This window comes from Actinoplanes auranticolor (genome assembly GCF_018332655.1).
In the GTDB taxonomy this organism is placed as follows: Bacteria; Actinomycetota; Actinomycetes; order Mycobacteriales; family Micromonosporaceae; genus Actinoplanes; species Actinoplanes auranticolor.
Genome location: NZ_BOQL01000055.1, coordinates 15,160 through 29,511, shown reverse-complemented (window position 1 = coordinate 29,511; position 14,352 = coordinate 15,160). Strand labels below are relative to the sequence as shown.

At 71.0% G+C, this 14,352-nt stretch carries 16 protein-coding genes; 8 read left to right on the top strand and 8 right to left on the bottom strand.

What is annotated here, in order from left to right; all coding sequences use genetic code 11:
• Positions 1-14: 14 nt before the first annotated feature.
• A complete protein-coding gene (locus Aau02nite_RS32135) occupies positions 15-1,667 on the bottom strand; it encodes an alkaline phosphatase D family protein (protein WP_212992357.1) in 1,653 nt (550 codons plus the stop codon).
• A 73-nt stretch (positions 1,668-1,740) separates the two neighbouring features.
• Positions 1,741-2,568, bottom strand: coding sequence for a formate dehydrogenase accessory sulfurtransferase FdhD (gene fdhD, locus Aau02nite_RS32130; protein WP_212992356.1), 828 nt, complete (start codon positions 2,566-2,568; stop codon positions 1,741-1,743).
• A gap of 164 nt (positions 2,569-2,732) precedes the next feature.
• Here fdhD and mobA point away from each other — a divergent pair, with 164 nt between their 5' ends.
• The 3 genes from mobA to Aau02nite_RS32115 all read left to right on the top strand — a co-directional run bounded on the left by mobA (position 2,733) and on the right by Aau02nite_RS32115 (position 4,800).
• Positions 2,733-3,284 carry a molybdenum cofactor guanylyltransferase gene (mobA, locus tag Aau02nite_RS32125; RefSeq protein ID WP_246595602.1) on the top strand — a complete coding sequence of 184 codons (552 nt, stop codon included), beginning with the start codon at positions 2,733-2,735 and terminating at the stop codon, positions 3,282-3,284.
• A gap of 127 nt (positions 3,285-3,411) precedes the next feature.
• Positions 3,412-3,654, top strand: coding sequence for a DUF6457 domain-containing protein (locus Aau02nite_RS32120; protein ID WP_212992354.1), 243 nt, complete (start codon positions 3,412-3,414; stop codon positions 3,652-3,654).
• Positions 3,655-3,711: 57 nt separating this feature from the next.
• Positions 3,712-4,800 (top strand): T3SS (YopN, CesT) and YbjN peptide-binding chaperone 1, encoded by a 1,089-nt coding sequence (locus Aau02nite_RS32115; RefSeq protein WP_212992353.1) that lies wholly within the window; start codon positions 3,712-3,714, stop codon positions 4,798-4,800.
• On the opposite strand, the gene Aau02nite_RS32110 is transcribed toward Aau02nite_RS32115, so the two are convergent.
• Together Aau02nite_RS32110 and Aau02nite_RS32105 are read right to left on the bottom strand one after the other, a co-directional pair.
• Entirely contained in the window at positions 4,797-6,635 is a 1,839-nt protein-coding gene (locus tag Aau02nite_RS32110) for a beta-propeller domain-containing protein (protein WP_212992352.1), read from the bottom strand. The genes Aau02nite_RS32115 and Aau02nite_RS32110 overlap by 4 nt on opposite strands.
• A gap of 36 nt (positions 6,636-6,671) precedes the next feature.
• Positions 6,672-7,130 (bottom strand): Lrp/AsnC family transcriptional regulator, encoded by a 459-nt coding sequence (locus tag Aau02nite_RS32105; protein ID WP_212992351.1) that lies wholly within the window; start codon positions 7,128-7,130, stop codon positions 6,672-6,674.
• Between the two features lie 68 nt (positions 7,131-7,198).
• On the opposite strand from Aau02nite_RS32105, the gene ddaH reads away from it, so the two are divergent.
• Complete coding sequence (gene ddaH, locus Aau02nite_RS32100) at positions 7,199-8,026, top strand: dimethylargininase (RefSeq protein ID WP_212992350.1); 828 nt, start codon at positions 7,199-7,201, stop codon at positions 8,024-8,026.
• A gap of 35 nt (positions 8,027-8,061) precedes the next feature.
• Positions 8,062-8,637, top strand: coding sequence for a bacterial proteasome activator family protein (locus tag Aau02nite_RS32095; RefSeq protein WP_212992349.1), 576 nt, complete (start codon positions 8,062-8,064; stop codon positions 8,635-8,637).
• Here the strand turns inward: Aau02nite_RS32095 and Aau02nite_RS32090 are convergent.
• From Aau02nite_RS32090 to Aau02nite_RS32075, 4 genes are all read right to left on the bottom strand, one after another.
• On the bottom strand, positions 8,634-9,440 hold the full coding sequence (locus tag Aau02nite_RS32090; RefSeq protein ID WP_212992348.1) for an HAD family hydrolase: 807 nt from the start codon (positions 9,438-9,440) through the stop codon (positions 8,634-8,636). The genes Aau02nite_RS32095 and Aau02nite_RS32090 overlap by 4 nt on opposite strands.
• Positions 9,440-10,252: a Cof-type HAD-IIB family hydrolase gene (locus Aau02nite_RS32085; RefSeq protein ID WP_212992347.1), complete on the bottom strand. Its 813-nt coding sequence runs from the start codon at positions 10,250-10,252 to the stop codon at positions 9,440-9,442. The genes Aau02nite_RS32090 and Aau02nite_RS32085 overlap by 1 nt, the downstream gene beginning before the upstream one ends.
• A 108-nt stretch (positions 10,253-10,360) precedes the next feature.
• Positions 10,361-11,665, bottom strand: coding sequence for a serine--tRNA ligase (serS, locus tag Aau02nite_RS32080; protein ID WP_212992346.1), 1,305 nt, complete (start codon positions 11,663-11,665; stop codon positions 10,361-10,363).
• Positions 11,666-11,713: 48 nt separating this feature from the next.
• Positions 11,714-12,487 carry a hypothetical protein gene (locus Aau02nite_RS32075; RefSeq protein WP_212992345.1) on the bottom strand — a complete coding sequence of 258 codons (774 nt, stop codon included), beginning with the start codon at positions 12,485-12,487 and terminating at the stop codon, positions 11,714-11,716.
• Between the two features lie 67 nt (positions 12,488-12,554).
• Here Aau02nite_RS32075 and Aau02nite_RS32070 point away from each other — a divergent pair, with 67 nt between their 5' ends.
• The 3 genes from Aau02nite_RS32070 to Aau02nite_RS32060 all read left to right on the top strand — a co-directional run bounded on the left by Aau02nite_RS32070 (position 12,555) and on the right by Aau02nite_RS32060 (position 14,189).
• On the top strand, positions 12,555-12,983 hold the full coding sequence (locus Aau02nite_RS32070) for an OsmC family protein (protein WP_212992344.1): 429 nt from the start codon (positions 12,555-12,557) through the stop codon (positions 12,981-12,983).
• Positions 12,984-13,027: 44 nt separating this feature from the next.
• A complete protein-coding gene (locus tag Aau02nite_RS32065; RefSeq protein ID WP_212992343.1) occupies positions 13,028-13,390 on the top strand; it encodes a metallopeptidase family protein in 363 nt (120 codons plus the stop codon).
• A gap of 64 nt (positions 13,391-13,454) precedes the next feature.
• Entirely contained in the window at positions 13,455-14,189 is a 735-nt protein-coding gene (locus Aau02nite_RS32060; RefSeq protein WP_212992342.1) for an AIM24 family protein, read from the top strand.
• The last annotated feature ends 163 nt before the right edge of the window (positions 14,190-14,352 follow it).

The window sequence follows — 14,352 nt, the reverse complement described above, 5'->3', positions numbered from 1 at the left end:
CGAGGCGAAAGCGATCACGGCCTTTCAGACTCCTGCCGCACCGTCGCAGCCCCCAGGTCCCCACCGCTCCGCAGCGCGGACGTCCCGCCCGGCGTCGGATTGTCCGCAACCTGATGCAACCCCGGAACCCGGTCCTCGATCACGAAGGTCGCCCGCGTATGCACAGCCGCCCCCGGCCGAGTCACATACGGCACCACCTGGAAGTCCGCCGTCATCGCGTCCTTGGTGATCGTCGTGCGGACGTAACCCCGCTGGTTGTTGTAGAAGCGCAGGTGCGGATTCCACGCCGCCCACGGGTGCTGGCCCGTCGGCACATCAACCCCGTCCCCGGTGGACGTGATCGACGAGCACACCAGTTCGGTGCCGACCGTGCGGGACGTGGGGTCGGTGTAGTCCAGCTTCAGCTCGTCGGCCCAGTGGGCGTGCACGTCGCCGGTCAGGACCACCGGGTTGCGTACTCCGGCGTCCACCCAGCCCCGGGTGATGCGGTCGCGGGAGGCCGCGTAGCCGTCCCACGAGTCCATGCTGACCACCTTCGCCGGGCCCGCGTTGTTGTCGCGCTGGCCGAAGAAGACCTGCTGGCCCAGGATGTCCCAGCGGGCCGTCGAGCGGTGGAAGCCGTCCAGCAGCCACTTCTCCTGCCGTGCGCCGGTGATCGAGCGGGCCGGGTCGGTCGCTGCCGGGCAGTCCTTGTAACCGTCGCCGCAGCCCTGGTCGTCCCGGAACTGTCGGGTGTCGAGCATGTGGAACGTCGCCAGCCGTCCCCAGTGCAGGCGTCGGTACAGCTGCATGTCGATGCCGCGGGGGATCGAGGTGCGGCGCAGCGGCATGTTCTCGTAGTAGGCCTGGAAGGCTGCGGCCCGGCGGGCCAGGAAGTTCGGGTCCGGCTGCTCGGGGATCTCGTCCGCCCAGTTGTTCTCGATCTCGTGGTCGTCGAAGACCACCGCCCACGGCGCGACCGCGTGCGCCGCCTGCAGGTCCGGGTCGCTCTTGTACTGGGCGTGCCGCTGGCGGTAGTTCGCCAGGGTCACCGTCTCCGGGCCCTGGTGGTCGCGCGGATTGCCGCCGGGGATGTTGTACGTGTCCGGCCCGTACTCGTACTGGTAGTCGCCCAGGTGCAGGATCAGCTGCGGCTCGTCCTCGGCCAGCCGCCGGTACGCGGTGAAGTAGCCGTGCTCGTACTGCGAGCAGGACACGAACGACATCGCCAGGGTGCCGCCGCTCGCCCACGGGGCCGGGGCCGTGCGGGTGCGGCCGGTCGGGGACACGTACCGCTCGGCCTTGAAGCGGTAGAAGTATTCGCGGGCCGGCGGCAGCCCGTGCAGTTCGACGTGCACGGTGTGTGCCGCTGCGACCCGGGCGACGGCGACGCCGCGGCGGACGACCCGACGGAAGCGGGCGTCGGCGGCAAGTTCCCAGTGCACCGGTACGTCGCGGGACGGCATGCCGCCGAGGCCGTCGTCGGCGAGCGGGGTCGGGGCCAGCCGGGTCCAGAGCACGAAGCCGTCATGCTCCGGATCGCCGGAAGCCACCCCGAGGGTGAACGGATCGGCGCGCAGCGGCCCGCGGTACGGCGCCGCCGAGGCAGCCAACGGCCAGACGCTCGCGGCGCCGGCCGCGCCCACCGCAGCGCTGCTGAGCAGGAGAGTACGTCGTGAGAGTGCCATGCCGGCAGCCTCATGACCGTGAATGTCTGCACCGCGTGACCGGGGTGAAGCGCCGGGAAAGACCGTACGAAGCTCAGACGGTCACGCGCTGCATTCCCGCGTACACGTTCATGGTCGATCCCCGCAGGAAGCCGACCAGCGTCATCCCCGCCTCGTCGGCCAGTTCGGCGGCCAGGGTGCTCGGCGCCGAGACGGCAGCCAGCAGGGGAATCCCCGCCATCCAGGCCTTCTGCGTCAGTTCGAAGCTGGCCCGGCCGGAGACGAGCAGCACGTGACCGGTCAACGGCAGTCGCCCTTCCCGCAGCGCCCAGCCGATCACCTTGTCGACGGCGTTGTGCCGGCCGACGTCCTCGCGCATCACCACCAGCGCGCCCTCGGCGGTGAACAGGCCGGCGGCGTGCAGCCCGCCGGTGCGGTCGAAGGTGCGCTGCGCCGCCCGGAGCCGGTCCGGCAGCTCGGCGAGGACCTGCGCCGGCACCGTGCTGTCGTCCGTGGCCACCTCGAACTGCGACCGGGTGCGGACCGCGTCGATGCTGGCCTTGCCGCACACCCCGCACGAACTGGTCGTGTAGAAGTTGCGGCTCGGGTCGGTCACCGGCGGCGGCACGTCCGCGCCGAGCACCACGTCGACCACGTTGTACGTGTTCGGCGTGTCCGTACCCGCGCACAGCTGGGCGGTGACGATGTCGGCCGCCGTACGGATGATGCCCTCGGTCAGCAGGAAGCCCATGGCCAGGTCGATGTCCTGTCCCGGGGTTCGCATCGTCACGGCCAGCGGAGTCCTTTGCAGCCGGATCTCCAGCGGCTCCTCGGCGGCCAGGTCGTCGGGGCGCCGTCGCGGCTCGGCCGTCGCATCCAGGTTGATCTTCATCACGGGTCGCCGGTTCATCGTGCGCGCCATCACCCGAGCGTATGCCGCCCGCGGCCGGCCCCGTCAGGACGTGATCCGGCACCCGCGCACCGCACAATGCCGTCCGCCCGGTCACGCTCATGTCCCCCACGGGATACGGTACGTACGTGGGGGGATTCGCGGCGGTGGTGTTGGCCGGCGGTGCGGCACGTCGGATGGGTGGTGCGGACAAGCCCACCATCCCGGTGGCCGGGCAGTCGATGCTGACGCGTGTCCTGGCCGCGGTGCACGATGCCGACCCGCAGGTGGTGGTCGGGCGCGTGCCTCCCGACCTGCCTGTGCCGGTCGCCTCGACCACGGAGCAGCCGCCCGGTGGCGGGCCGGTCGCCGCGACCGCCGCCGGCCTCGAGCTCGTTCCCCCGGAGGTCAGCTTCACCGCATTGCTCGCCGCCGACCTGCCGCTGCTGACCGGTGAGGCCATCGACGTGCTCCGGCTGACGGTCGAGTCCGCGCCGATGCAGGGTGCGGTCTACCGGGACGCCGAGGGGCGGCTGCAGTCGCTGTGCGGGGTCTGGCGCACGACGGCGCTGCGCGACGCCTTGAAACGGGTCGCCGAGGAGCGGGGCAGCCTGCACGGCGCCCCGATGCACGCGCTCATGGACCAGCTGCGCTTCATCGAGGTGTCCTGGCGCCGCCCCGGACCCCCGCCCTGGTTCGACTGCGACACCGACGACGACCTCCGGACCGCCGAGGAATGGGCCCGGTGACCGGCAGCGCGCTGATCGGGCGGCTCGGCCCGGTCACGGCGAACCGCGGTGGGGTAAGGCTGACCGGCTGCGCGCCGGCCGAGCGGATCGGACCGGTCTCGGCGGACGATCGTGGAGGGGCAACCCGGTGAACGTGCTCGACAACTGGATCGCCGCGGCGTGCGATGAGCTCGGGCTGAGCACCGATGACGTCGAGGCCAAATCCGTGCTGGATGTCGCCCGCGATGTCGCGCACAACGTCGTGCGTCCCGGTGCGCCCGTCACGGCGTACCTGATGGGGATCGCTGTGGGCCGCGGCGCGGACCCGGCCGATGTAGCCGCGCGCCTCAGCTCGCTGGCTCTCGACTGGCCGGCCGACGGCCGGGAATGAGACGCGGCGGGTGAGCCGACCGCGCGCTCGATAGGGTGGCGGGCGGAGGTACCGATCATGACGGCGGAGAACACTGCTGACCAGCCTGAGGGCATCCTGCTGGACGAGCCGACCACGGCCGACCTGCGGGCGAAGGTGACAGAGGCGTGGCGGGAGTTCGCGAGTGCGCTGGCCACGCTGCTGCCCACGCTGGCCGAGGGCGCGCACGTCGACATCACGCTCGACCCGACCGCTTCGGGCACCGGCACCGCGGTCTATTCGGTGAGCATCCGCGTGCTCCCCGACGGCGTCATCGAGGCGCTCGCGGTCGGCAACGCCGGCCTGCCGGAGGGTTTCCGGATGAACCGCTCGTCCGTCGCCGACCTGGTCGCGCTGGGCTGGTCACCGCCGGGTGTGCTGCCCGGGTCCCGGGACTCGTTCGGCCTGCGGACCACCACCGACGGCGCCAAGCAGCTGTCCACGGTCGTGTCCCGGACGCTGCGCGACGTGTACGGCGCCCCGCACCCCGCCTTCCTGGTCTACCTCGTGCACGACGAGGAGGACGAGCCGATCGAGACCGCGCCGATCGGCACCGCCCGGCACGAGCCCAGCATCGACGAGGAGCTGAGCCTCGACGACCTCGACGAGGACGGTGTGCTCTCCGAGGCGCTGGCCAACGCCGCCGACGAGGTGATCCCGCTCGAGGAGCGGGTGCGCACGGTCGTCGCCACCATGAGCAAGACCACCGTCGACCAGTTGCAGGTCGACACCGACGGGGACATCGGCATCCGGGCCGGCTCGGCCATGGTCTTCGTCCGGTGCCGGGACAACCCGCCGCTGGTCGACGTCTTCTCGCCGATCCTCACCGAGGTCGAGCCGACCGAGCAGCTCTACGTCAAGCTTTCCGAGCTGACCAACCGGATGCCCATCGGCCGGCTCTACTGCGCCCAGGACACCGTGTGGGCGTCGATCCCGGTTTTCGGCCGCAACTTCCAGGCCACTCACCTCATGCTCGCCGTGCAGGTGATGACCGGCCTGGCCGACGAGCTGGACGACCGGCTGCACGGCGAGTTCGGCGGCAAGCGCTTCTTCGGCGAGGGTGACAAGCCGGCCCCGCCGAAGGACGCCAAGGACGGCGACGACCACCGCCCGGGGATGTACCTCTAGCTTTCCATCGGCACCCAGGCCAGCTGGTCCATCGTGGACAGGTCGGAGGCCCGCAGGCCGGCCTTCGACAGCGTCCACAGCTCACTCCCGATGACCAGGGACCGGAACAGTGCGGGCTGGTCGACCTGATCGGCCAGGGTGAGGTCGTCGGTCACCCGCAGCGCCAGCGCGCCGCGGGACTCCACCGGCACGATCAGCGTGCTCGTCGCCGGCCACCAGAGCAGGGCGTGCGGGTCGTACTCGGCGTGCGAGTGGCCACCCGGCAGGTGGTACTGCGCGAGCCGCTTCGGGTTCGCCGGGTCGGCCACATCGAAGAGGGACACCTGCAGGCCCTGGATGCGCCCGTTGCCGTCCGCCTCCTGGCCGATGCCGATGAGCCGGTTCTCGCCGACCGGCTGCAGGTGCGCCGAATAGCCGGTGATCTTCAGCTCGCCGGTGACCGTGGGCTTGGCCGGGTCGCGCAGGTCGAGGCTGTAGAGCGGGTCGGTCTGCTTGAAGGTGACCACGTAGCCGCGGGCGCCGAGGAAACGTACGGAGTAGATCCGCTCACCCTTGCCGAGGCCGTCGACGATGCCGGTCTGCGCGAGCTTGCCGTCGCGTTCCGCGAGCACCCGTACGGCTGAGCGTTCCGTCGCGCCGTCCGTGGTGGCGACGCGCAGGTGGCCGGCCCATTCGGACAGCGCGTACTGGTTGATCAGGTAACCCGGCACGGTTCCCGATGCCCGGTAGGTCGGCGGCTGGTTGCCGGTCAGGGTGAACTTGAAGAGCTCCGTCTGCCGGTGGGCCCGGTCCACGGCCCGGCCGGCGAAGCGCCAGCGGTCGTCGTTGGCGAGGTACAGGCTGTCCGGCGTGGCGTAGACGGTGTCGCCGTCGGCCACGACCGCGACCGGGTCGCCGCTGCCCAGGGTGGGCCTGGTCAGGTCAAAGGTGAGCACGCTGACCACGGCCGCGCCCGAATAGCCGGCGGGCCGGCTGACCCGGCCGCAGTCGGTCTGTCCCGTCGTGGTGCCGGTGCGGTCGGTGATCTCCCAGCGGGGCAGCCAGGCGTCGGCGGGAGCGTCGTCGATCGTCTCGCGGTTCGCGGCGATCCGCTTCTTGTTGTCGAACTGTCCGGACTCGGAGGGGAAGGTGATCCGTGGCGTGCTGCGCAGGACAACCCGGGCGACGCTGCCGGTCATCCGGGCGTCGATCAGGGCGCCTTCCCCGCGGTAGCGGCTGACCACGGTGGGAGTGCCGGTCAGATCGACCAGCAGCACCTGCGGCCGTTGGCCACCGGGGCGGGGGTCGGGGCCGTCGGCCGTGATGGCCCGGTGGTGGTAGCCCGGGGGCACGAGCACCAGGGCGGAGTTGCCGGAGAGCAGCAGCTGGAGCTCGCCGCCCCGGCCGGCCTCGAGGTCGAGCCGGCCGGTCTCCTTGCGGGTGGCGGCGTCGATGACCCGCAGGGTGCCGTCGGCGACGGTGACGATCCGGCGTCCGTCTGTCTTGATCAGGTCGGGCTCGTCGGCGCCCTGCTCGTGCACGTTCGTGCGGGAGAAGTCCGGGGCCGCGGCGGCCGCGGGGGCTGCGCCCGCCGCGTCGGCCATGGCCCGGGCCCCGTCGCTGAGGAGCTCCGGATAAGCCATTTCGCTGCCGGGCAGGCCGTACGGCCCGACGCTGGCCTTGGCCGCCTTCCGCAGATCGTCGGCGAGCTGCCGGCAGGAGTCAAAAGCGACCAGCCGCATCGCTCCACCACCGGAGGTGGGCAGCGGCGAAGGGGGTGCCGGGGTGTCAGCGGTGCAGCCGGCGAGCGGGACAGTGAGCGCCAGGACGGCGCAGAACAGCAGACGGCGCGACATGGGGGTGGGACGCTGCGTGACCGTCCCGGGTTCCGGCTAATTCGGCGCGGGCACCGGCGTGGGGATCTCGACCAGCCGGGACAGCACCACCATGCTGCGGGTGGAGGTCACGAACGGCTCGGCCCGCAGGCGCTCGAGCGCCTGCTCGAGGTGGCCGATGTCGGCGGCGCGCAGGTGCACGAGCGCGTCGGCCTGGCCGGAGACCGTGTACGCCCCGACGACCTCGGGGTGCCGGCGGGTGGCCACGGTGATCTGGGCCGGAGTGGTCCGCCCGGTGCAGAACAGCTCGACGAACGCCTCGGTGGTCCAGCCCACGGCGGCCGGCTCGATGACGGTTGTGAATCCCTTGATGACCCCGCTGGAGCGCAGCCGGTCGACACGGCGTTTCACCGCGGGGGCGCTGAGCGAGACCTTGGCGCCGATCTCGGCGTACGAGGCGCGCGCGTCCGCCACGAGCAACGCAATGATTCGCTGGTCAACGGCGTCCATCTGCAACGATTCGCCTCCGACGAGCAAGAGTTAGGGCTGTTTTCCGCCGTGCCAGCGTACCTAGCCTTTACCTCATGAGCCACACGGAACGCTTGCCGCGAACCCGGACATATCTCATGTGTCCGCCCGAGCACTTCACGGTCGAGTACACGATCAATCCCTGGATGGACACCACCGTCCCGGTCGACCCGGCTCTCGCGCTCAAGCAGTGGCACCTGCTCCGCGACACGCTCACCGACCTGGGGCACGCCGTGCACGTCCTGGACGCCCACCCCGGCCTGCCGGACATGGTCTACGCGGCCAACGGCGCGTTCTCCGTCGACGGCCGGGTCTACGGCGCGCGGTTCAAATTCCCCCAGCGCGCCGCCGAGGCCGCCGCCCATCAGCTGTTCTACGCAGGCGGCCCGTGGACTTTCGCCGGCCCGGAGCACGTCAACGAGGGTGAGGGTGACTTCGCGTACCTGCCCGGGGCGTACGGCGGTCTGATCCTCGCCGGTCACGGCTTCCGCACCGACCCGGCCGCGCACGCCGAGGCCCAGGAGGTCCTCGGCCGGCCGGTGGTCTCCCTCAAGCTGGTCGACCCGGCGTTCTACCACCTGGACACCGCGCTGGCCGCCCTCGACGACCGGCACATCACGTACTACCCGGACGCCTTCTCCGCGGCCTCCCAGCGCGTGCTGCGCCAGCTCTTCCCGGACGCGGTCATCGCCGACCGCGCCGACGCCGAGTCCTTCGGCCTGAACCTGGTCAGTGACGGTCATCACGTGATTCTCAACACCGAGGCCACCGCGATGGCCGACAAGGTGCGCGCGCACGGCTACACCCCCGTGCTGGTGGAGCTCACCGAGCTCAAGCGGGGTGGCGGATCGGTCAAATGCGCGGTGGCGGAGCTACGCCCCTGACGGGTCACTGGGCTGCCTGCGGCAAGATGGATCGTATGACCGACGACACCCGCACCACAGACCAGCAGGAAGACGACTCCGTCATCGTGGTGGGCCCCGACGGCCGCCCCCTGGGCACGGTGGGGACCGACGGCAACCTCAAGCCCGAGGAGCCCGGCAACCTGATCGAGCAGCCCGCCAAGGTCATGCGGATCGGCAGCATGATCAAGCAGCTGCTCGAAGAGGTCCGGGCGGCGCCGCTGGACGAGGCGAGCCGGGGCCGGCTGCGGGAGATCCACCAGCGTTCCATCAAGGAGCTCGAGGACGGCCTCGCGCCCGAGCTGCAGGAGGAGCTCGAGCGGCTGTCGCTGCCGTTCGAGGGCGAGACGCCGCCCAGCGAGCCGGAGCTGCGGATCGCCCAGGCTCAGCTCGTGGGCTGGCTGGAAGGTCTGTTCCACGGCATCCAGGCGGCCCTGGTCGCGCAGCAGATGGCGGCCCGGCTGCAGTTGGAGCAGATGCGCGGCGGTGGCGCCGGCCGCCCGGCCCTGCCGATGGGACCCAACGGCGTCATCCCGGGCATGCCGAGCCAGGGCGCCGGTGACGGCAGCGGCCGCACCGGCCAGTACCTCTAGAGATCGAAGAGCTTCTCGAGATACACGGCCACGCCGTCCTCGTCGTTCGTGAGCGTCACCTCGTCGGCGACCTCACGGACGGCGGGGTGGGCGTTGCTCATCGCCACGGAACGGCCGGCCCAGGCCAGCAGGGGCAGGTCGTTCGGCATGTCCCCGAAGGCCACGACGTCCTCGGCGGTGAAGCCCTCACGCTCGCACAGCCAGGCCAGCCCGGCCGCCTTGGTCACCCCGGCGGCGGAGATCTCCACCAGCGCGGACGACGACGAGTGGGTGGCCTCGGCGATTCCGCCCAGCGTGCGGCTGACCAGCTCGGCGAAGTCGTCCGGGCCGTAACTGGCCGAGCGGGCGAGGAGCTTGACCGCGGGTACGGACGTGAGCTCCTCGGGCGAGGCGAGCACGCGGACCTGCTTGTGCTCGCCGTCCCAGCGCAGGGGCCACTTCTCCTCGTACCAGAAGCTCCGTCCGTCCTCGACCTCGACGGCCAGCGCGACGTCCGGCACCGCCTCGCGCAGCTGCCGGGTCACGTCCATCAGCAGCTCGACCGTGAGCGGCGCGGCCCGCAGGATCTCGTCGGTGTCGGGGTCGTAGACCACGGCGCCGTTGGCGCAGACGGCCGGCAGCGGCTCGGCCATCTGGTCGTAGAGCTGGCGCAGCCAGCGCACCGGCCGGCCGGTCACCAGGACCGTCGGGACGCCGCGGGTGTAGAGCTGGTCGAGGACCCCGATGGTGCGGGGGCTGAGTGTGCCGTCGGTCCGGATCAGGGTGCCGTCGATGTCGGAAGCGACAAGGCGAAAGGGTGGCATCACCTCGACAGTAGCCGGTCCAGATAGACCGCCACACCGTCCTCGTCGTTGGTCAAGGTGACCTCGTCGGCGACCGCCAGCAGCGTCGCGTGGGCGTTGCGCACCGCCACCCGGCTCCACCCGGCCCAGGCGAACATCGGCAGGTCGTTGGGCATGTCCCCGAAGACCAGCACGTCGGCCGGGTCGACGCCGACAGCCTGCGCGACGACCGCCAGGCCGGTGCCCTTGTCGACGTTCGGCGGGCAGATCTCGATGTAGTTCAGGCCGGCCTGGGTGACCGAAGCCACGTCCGGCGGCACGATCCGCTGGGCCACGGCGAGCAGGTCGTCGACGTGGTGCTCGAACGACCGCGCGAACGCCTTGATCACGTCACCGGTCAGGCACTCGGTCCGCGAGCGCCGCTCCACCACGACCGGATAGCGCCAGGTGGGGTCGTAGTCGCCCCAGAGCGGCGCATCGTCGTGCTCCAGCGCCTCGACCATCACCGACAGCGGTCCGACCTCCGCCTCCAGATCCGCCAGGACGGCGGACAGGTCAGGGCCCGGGAGCCGCTCGCTGCGCAGGATCTGGCTCTCCTGCTGGTCGATCACCCAGCCGCCCTGGGCCAGCACGAGGAAGTCGGCGTCCCGGATATCGCTGCGGACCAGGCTGGTCAGGCGGGGGCCACGGCCGGTGGCACCGACGATGCGGATGCCGGCGGCCCGGACCCGCTGCAGGACCTCATGGGTGTACGCGGACACGGTGTCGTCGCTGCGTACGAGCGTGCCGTCCAGGTCCGTGGCGATCAGCTTGGGCAGTCCAGGCTTGGCCATGTGTTCCTCCGAGGGTGTGACAACCCCCGCGGAGGGCGGAAGGAAAACGTTACACCGGCCCGGCTACCAGCGGCTATGCCTCGAGGTAGCGGGCCGGTTACCAGTTGGTCAACGACGGTCTTCAGTCCGTTTCAGGGTGGCGGCGGGGCGGTTGGATGGGGGTTCGAGGACGTCCCGGCCGCCCAGGTACGGCTGGAGGGCCTTGGGGACGCGCACGGAGCCGTCGGGCTGCTGGTGGTTCTCCAGGATCGGGATGAGCCAGCGCGTCGTGGCCAGCGTGCCGTTGAGCGTCGCGGCCGTCTGCGGCTTGCCGTCCTCGTCGCGGTAACGGATGTTGAGCCGGCGGGCCTGGAACGTGGTGCAGTTCGACGTCGAGGTGACCTCGCGGTAGCGGCCCTGCGACGGCACCCAGGCCTCGCAGTCGAACTTGCGGGTCGCGCTGGAGCCCAGGTCACCGGCCGCCACGTCGATCACCCGGTACGGGATCTCGACCTTGGCGAGCATCTCCTCCTCCATCGCGAGCAGCCGCTGGTGCTCGTCGGCGGCGTCCTCCGGCTTGCAGAAGGAGAACATCTCCACCTTGTCGAACTGGTGCACGCGCAGGATGCCGCGGACGTCCCGGCCGTGCGAGCCGGCCTCCCGGCGGAAGCACGACGACCAGCCCGCGAACCGCTCCGGGCCGTTGTCCAGGTCGAGGATCTCGTTCGAGTGGTACGCCGCCAGCGCCACCTCCGACGTGCCGACCAGGTAGAGATCGTCGGCCTCGAGCCGGTAGATCTCGCTGGCGTGCGCGCCCAGGAACCCGGTGCCCTCCATCGCCTCGGGCTTGACCAGCGCCGGGGTGATCGACGGGATGAAGCCGTGCTCGACGGCCTGGGCGATGGCCAGCTGCAGCATGCCCAGCTGCAGCAGGGCGCCCACCCCGGTGAGGAAGTAGAACCGCGAGCCCGACACCTTGGCCCCGCGCTCGGTGTCGATCGCCCGCAGCGCCTCGCCGATCTCCAGGTGGTCCTTCGGGTTCTCGATCTGCGGGAGGTCGCCCACCTCGCGCAGCACGACGAAGTCGTCCTCGCCGCCCGGCGGGACGCCGTCCTGCACCAGATTCGGCACGGCCAGGTGGGCCTGGCGCAGAGCCTGGTCGGCCCGGGTGGTCGCCGCCTGCATCTCCTTGACCGTGGCGCTGAGCTCCTTGGTGCGGGCGAGCAGCGCGGCACGCTCGTCGCCCTTGGCCCGCGACACCTCGCCGCCCAGGGACTTCTGCTCCGCGCGGACGGCCTCGAACCTCTGGGTCGCGGCCCGGCGCTCCTCATCGGCGCGCAACAGGTCGTCGACCTTCGACGGGGACTCGCCGCGCAGACGCTGGCTGGCGCGGAACAGGTCGGGATCCTCACGGAGGAGACGCAGGTCAATCACGACGACGAGCCTACCGGCGACGATGTCCCGCTTTCACCCCGATATGCCTCAGCTGGGCTTGTCCGTGTTCTCCTGGGACGTGGTGAACGGCTTGGCGGCGGTGACGGTGAGGTCGAACGGCGCGTCGGGCGGCTCGTCCTCGTCGCCGGTGGCCGGGCGCCGCCACGTCCAGGCCGGAGCCTCGACCTCGACCGGCTGCGCCTCGTCCGGCGGGGCGTCGACCGGCCCGGACCCGGGCCCGGTGGCCTGGTGCCGCCCGGCCAGCACCATCGCCAGCAGGACCAGCGCCACGCCGACGCCCGCGCACCAGAGGCCCCGCCCGTTCGAGACGGTGACCTGGTTCTCCTCCAGGTTGGTCAGGGTGAGCTGGCCGACGGCGCCGCTGATGTCGCCGAGATACGACCCGATGGCCACCACCGTCGCCAGCAGGGTCCCGCCGACGCTGAGCGCGGCCAGCCGGGCGTACCGGCGGCCGGCCGGCGGACCGAACAGCGTCAGCACCGTGGCGGCGACCAGCAGGAACAGGCCGGTCAGATAGCCGCCGCTCCAGCCGTCCAGGTCGGCGAGAGTGGTCTGCGCCGACCGGGTGCCCACCTCGCCGTCGCCCCAGTAGGTGCCGTCGATCTCGGTGAGCTGCCACTCGGAGACCAGGGAGCCGAACAGAGCCACCGCGCCCAGCGCCGCAGCGATCGGCACGACGCGGCGGTCACCCGCGAGCCCGGTCAGGAACTCGCCCACGGCCGCGCGGCGTCGCGGCGGGCGTTCCGCCTCGTCGTCATCGTCCGGGCCGAACGCGACGACGGCCTCTCCGGTCTCCGGCATGAGATCCATCATTGCCGGTGCCCCGTCCACCGACCAGTGCTGACGGACATGGACTAGCGTCAGGCGTATGCCTATTCGCACTGCTTCCGCCCGCTGGTCGGGCAATCTCACCGAGGGCTCCGGCACCGTCAAGACCGGTAAGGGCGGGTACGAGGGGAACTACTCCTTCAAGTCCCGCTTCGAGGAGGGCGAGGGAACGAACCCCGAGGAGCTCATCGGCGCCGCGCACGCCGGCTGCTTCTCGATGGCGTTCTCCAAGGGCCTCGCGGACGCCGGCTTCACGCCGACCTCCGTCGAGACCACCGCCAAGGTCCACCTCGACAAGGGCGACGCCGGCTTCGGTGTCACCCGCATCGACCTCGAGACCGTCGGCGACGTTCCCGGCATCGACGAGGGCACCTTCGCCAAGATCGCCGAAGGCGCCAAGGAGAACTGCCCGATCTCCCGGCTGCTGTCGCCCGGCGCCGAGATCACCCTGAGCGCCAAGCTCGCCTGACACCCGACCGTGCTCCACCCGCGAACGCTCGCGGGTGGAGCACAATGGGCGGCGTGCCGGTCGAGATGAGCCGTGAACGTTTCGAGGACCTGGTCGGCGAGGCCCTGGACGAAGTACCGCCCGAGTTGCTCAAGGTGATGAGCAACGTGGTCATCCTGGTGGAGGATCTGCCGCCCGACGGCAGCATGGGCCTGCTCGGCCTCTACGAGGGCACTGCGCTGACCGACCGCGGCTGGGACTACGCCGGCGTGCTGCCCGACCGCATCACCATCTACCGCCTGCCTACGCTGCAGGTCTGCGACACGGAGGCGGACGTCGTCGACGAGGTGGCGATCACTGTGGTCCACGAGATCGCGCACCACTTCGGGATCGACGACGAGCGGTTGCACGAGCTGGGATGGGGCTGAAAGGGCGACCCGGCCGTTGCCGGCTGCGCCTACGCTGGTACTCCACGCCAACAGGAGGACCTCAATGCGCAGCGAACTGTTCTCGGCCGACAACCTCGAGAAGGAATCTTCCCAGCCGGGGCTGCGACTGCAGAATTCCAAACTTCTCAAGGCCGAGCTGAACGGCGAGTTCATGGCCCGGGTCGGCACCATGGTCGCGTACCAGGGGCAGGTGCAGTTCGAGGCACTCGGCTCGGGCGGCCTGGGCAAGTTCCTCAAGCAGAAGCTCACCGGCGAGGGCGTACCGCTGATGAAGGTGAGCGGCCGCGGGGACGTGTTCCTGGCCGAGAACGCCGCCGACATTCACATCATCGACATCGAGCCGGGTGACGCGCTCTCCATCAACGGCGCGAACGTGCTCGCCTTCGACGCCACCCTCAACTACGACATCAAGATGGTCCAGGGCGTCGGCATGATGTCCAACGCGGGCCTGTTCAACTGCGTGTTCTCCGGTTACGGCCGGATCGCGGTCACCACCAAGGGCACGCCGGTCGTGCTCAGCGTCGACCAGCCGACCTATGTGGACCCGCAGGCCGCGATCTGCTGGTCGGCCAACCTGCAGACCGGCTACCACCGCGCCGAGCAGATGGGCCTGGGCACGCTGCTGGGCCGCAGCACGGGCGAGCGCTTCACGATGAGCTTCGCCGGCCAGGGCTTCGTGGTGGTGCAGCCGTCGGAGGAGCCGCCGGGCGGTCTGGCCGGGGCGGCCCAGGGCCAGCAGCAGCAGGGCGGCATCCTCGGCAACCTGCTGGGGAACTGATTTTCAAGATAGAGATCAAGCGGTCGTGCCTGGTTGCCTGGCCCTGACCGTCGCTCCCGCCGAGACCGGGTGCGGGCCTCCGCCGCTTCGCTCGCGGACGCCCGCACCCTGCCAGGTCCGTGCGTGCTCGCCCTCGTCTCGCTCCGCTCGACCAACCCCGCGC